This is a genomic window from Buchnera aphidicola (Pemphigus immunis), from assembly GCF_964059115.1.
In the GTDB taxonomy this organism is placed as follows: domain Bacteria; phylum Pseudomonadota; class Gammaproteobacteria; order Enterobacterales; family Enterobacteriaceae; genus Buchnera_C; species Buchnera_C aphidicola_C.
The window spans coordinates 1-2308 of sequence record NZ_OZ060410.1; the positions used below are offsets into that span (position 1 = coordinate 1).

Annotated in this window: 2 protein-coding genes; both read left to right on the forward strand. The window is 24.2% G+C overall.

What is annotated here, in order from left to right; all coding sequences use genetic code 11:
* Window positions 1-654 precede the first annotated feature (654 nt).
* On the forward strand, window positions 655-1107 hold the full coding sequence (locus AB4W77_RS02690; protein WP_367681702.1) for an Hsp20 family protein: 453 nt from the start codon (window positions 655-657) through the stop codon (window positions 1105-1107).
* 150 nt (window positions 1108-1257) lie between these two features.
* Entirely contained in the window at window positions 1258-2100 is an 843-nt protein-coding gene (repA, locus tag AB4W77_RS02695; RefSeq protein ID WP_367681701.1) for a plasmid replication initiator RepA, read from the forward strand.
* Window positions 2101-2308 lie beyond the last annotated feature (208 nt).

The window sequence follows — 2308 nt, forward strand, 5'->3', positions numbered from 1 at the left end:
AAAAGTGCAACTGGTTTTTACCATTTGATGCAAGATATATAGAAAATGCAATGAAACTATTTTAAGAATTTACTAATAAATAATTAAATAACTTCCTCGTTACCTGTGGATAACTTTTTTTTTTCACTATTTTTGAAAGAGATAAAAAAATATGAAAAATATGATCATTATTTGTTCAAAATTCGATTTTTATTTTGTGCTAAATTTATCTATTTTTTTTGTATAATATTTAGGCATTAAAAAAAATAAATTTTCTTTTTTATTGATATTAATTATTAATTTTTTTTAATTTTTTTAAGGCAAGAAATGTTAAAAAGCAAAAATTTTTTTTTGAAAGAAATTAGGTAAAAAATTAAAGATATTTTTAAAAAAGAATGCTTTTTTAAAATTTTCGCTTTTAAATAAATTTTGGAAATAAAAATGTATCATATATTTTAAAGTTTTATTTTCCTTCAAAATACATAAACGAGAATATAGAAAGAAAAAATTTTTAGTAAAAAAATTACATAACTAATGATTATTTTTTATGTAATTATTAAAATATCTTGAAAAGATAGAATATATCCTTATATAAATAAATAGAAGAGATTTAATTCAGTATCAGTTAATGTAATAAAAATTTTATTAATTAGGTCTCAAGTAAGGAGAATTTTTATGTCTTATCATTCTTTCTCTTTAGTTCCTGGTCTATATGAAGATATGTTTTCGGATCGATTTAAGCAAATAGATAACATGTTTAGCAGATTGACAGGTGAAAAACCGATATCAGATATACCTAGTTATGATTTAATTCAAAAGAACGAGAATAATTATCAATTAATAATTAATACAGCTGGATATAAAGAAGAAGATTTAGATATTTTGGTACATAATAATAAATTAACAATTACTGGAAAATATAAAGAAAATATCGATAATAAAGATAATTATAAATGGTTACATAAAGGGATTAAAAGGAATAGTTTTTCTTTAAGTTTTAATTTAGATAATAGAATTAAAGTAAAACAAGCGAAAATTGTACTGGGTTTATTAACTTTAGATTTCGAATATGAGATACCAGAACAAGAAAAACCAAGGAAAGTAGAAATTATTAATGAAAAAAAATAAAAAGATATTCTCTAAGAGAAAAATATTCTTTTAAATAGAATCATTTGTACTTAACTAGAAATGGTTAAGTACATATTTTTTTATATGGTTATCTATTAAAATGATTTTATAAATATTTTTATTATCCGATATATTTAAAGGTTAACAAGAATGAAAAGAAATATTGTAAATGCGATTAATAGAAGTAAAAATTCTAATCCTCAATTTCGAATTCCGGTTCATTACAAACATAAAATTCCATTTGTGCTTTCTGACGCAATAACAAGGAATCACGATAGAGATCTAACAGCGGAAGTACACTTCTATTTGGCTTTACCTCCAGAACGGTGTCGACGTATATATAAATCGCGTAGGAAAGCTTTAAACGCGATGTTAAGGGCTATCTTGTATCATGTTAATGTAATATCTAAACAAGTTCCTATTAGCGCTACTATGCTTACAGAGTACTGTGGACTAACTACCATATCAGCAGCGGGAAATAAATCTGTTACTCGAGGTACAAGAGCTTTAGCTATGCTACGCGATTTAGGATTTATTACCTATCGTCAATGCTGGGATCGAGTATCTAGGCGTTATTTTCCTTCAGCTATTGCTGTTACTGAACGTTTGATAGATTTAGTAGGGATTTGTCCTGAAAGATGGAAAACTGAATTAAATAATAAGTTGGCTAACTATAATCATAAAATTTTTAAAGAAGAAGGAATAACTATTAATGAATATGATTATTCTAGAAGGCTGAGAGAGGATCAGTTAAAAAGATCTTACATGTATCATAGTAATAGAAAAGAAATAAGGAAAAAGAAAAAAGAAGCTACTCGGTTAGAGAAATTAGTAGAAGTTAAAGGAGAAAATGAATTAAGACATCTTATTTCACGACAAGTTAGTGATGAATTTTTAAAAGGTTTTATACCTGGTGCACAATTAAAAGATTTAAAAAAAATAGTTGACAAAAGAATAAATATTCTCAAAAAAATAGCAAAATCTCTCCATTAAAATTCAACAAAAACCTTTCTGATTTTTCAGAGAATCTCCCTTTTTTTTAAAAAAAAAAATTGATCAAAATTAATACAATTTTTTTCATTTTTTAGGTGTATTTTAAGACCTATTTTTTTTTTGAAAAATTGATCAAAATTAATACAATTTTTTTTCATTTTTTAAGTGCATTTTAAGGCCTATTTTTTTTTGTCCACAGTTTTCCCTA

What these genes read in the sequence shown, in the direction of transcription:
- AB4W77_RS02690 (WP_367681702.1), top strand. Translation starts at nt 655, where the DNA reads ATGTCTTATCATTCTTTCTCTTTAGTTCCTGGTCTATATGAAGATATG.
- repA (WP_367681701.1), top strand. Translation starts at nt 1,258, where the DNA reads ATGAAAAGAAATATTGTAAATGCGATTAATAGAAGTAAAAATTCTAAT.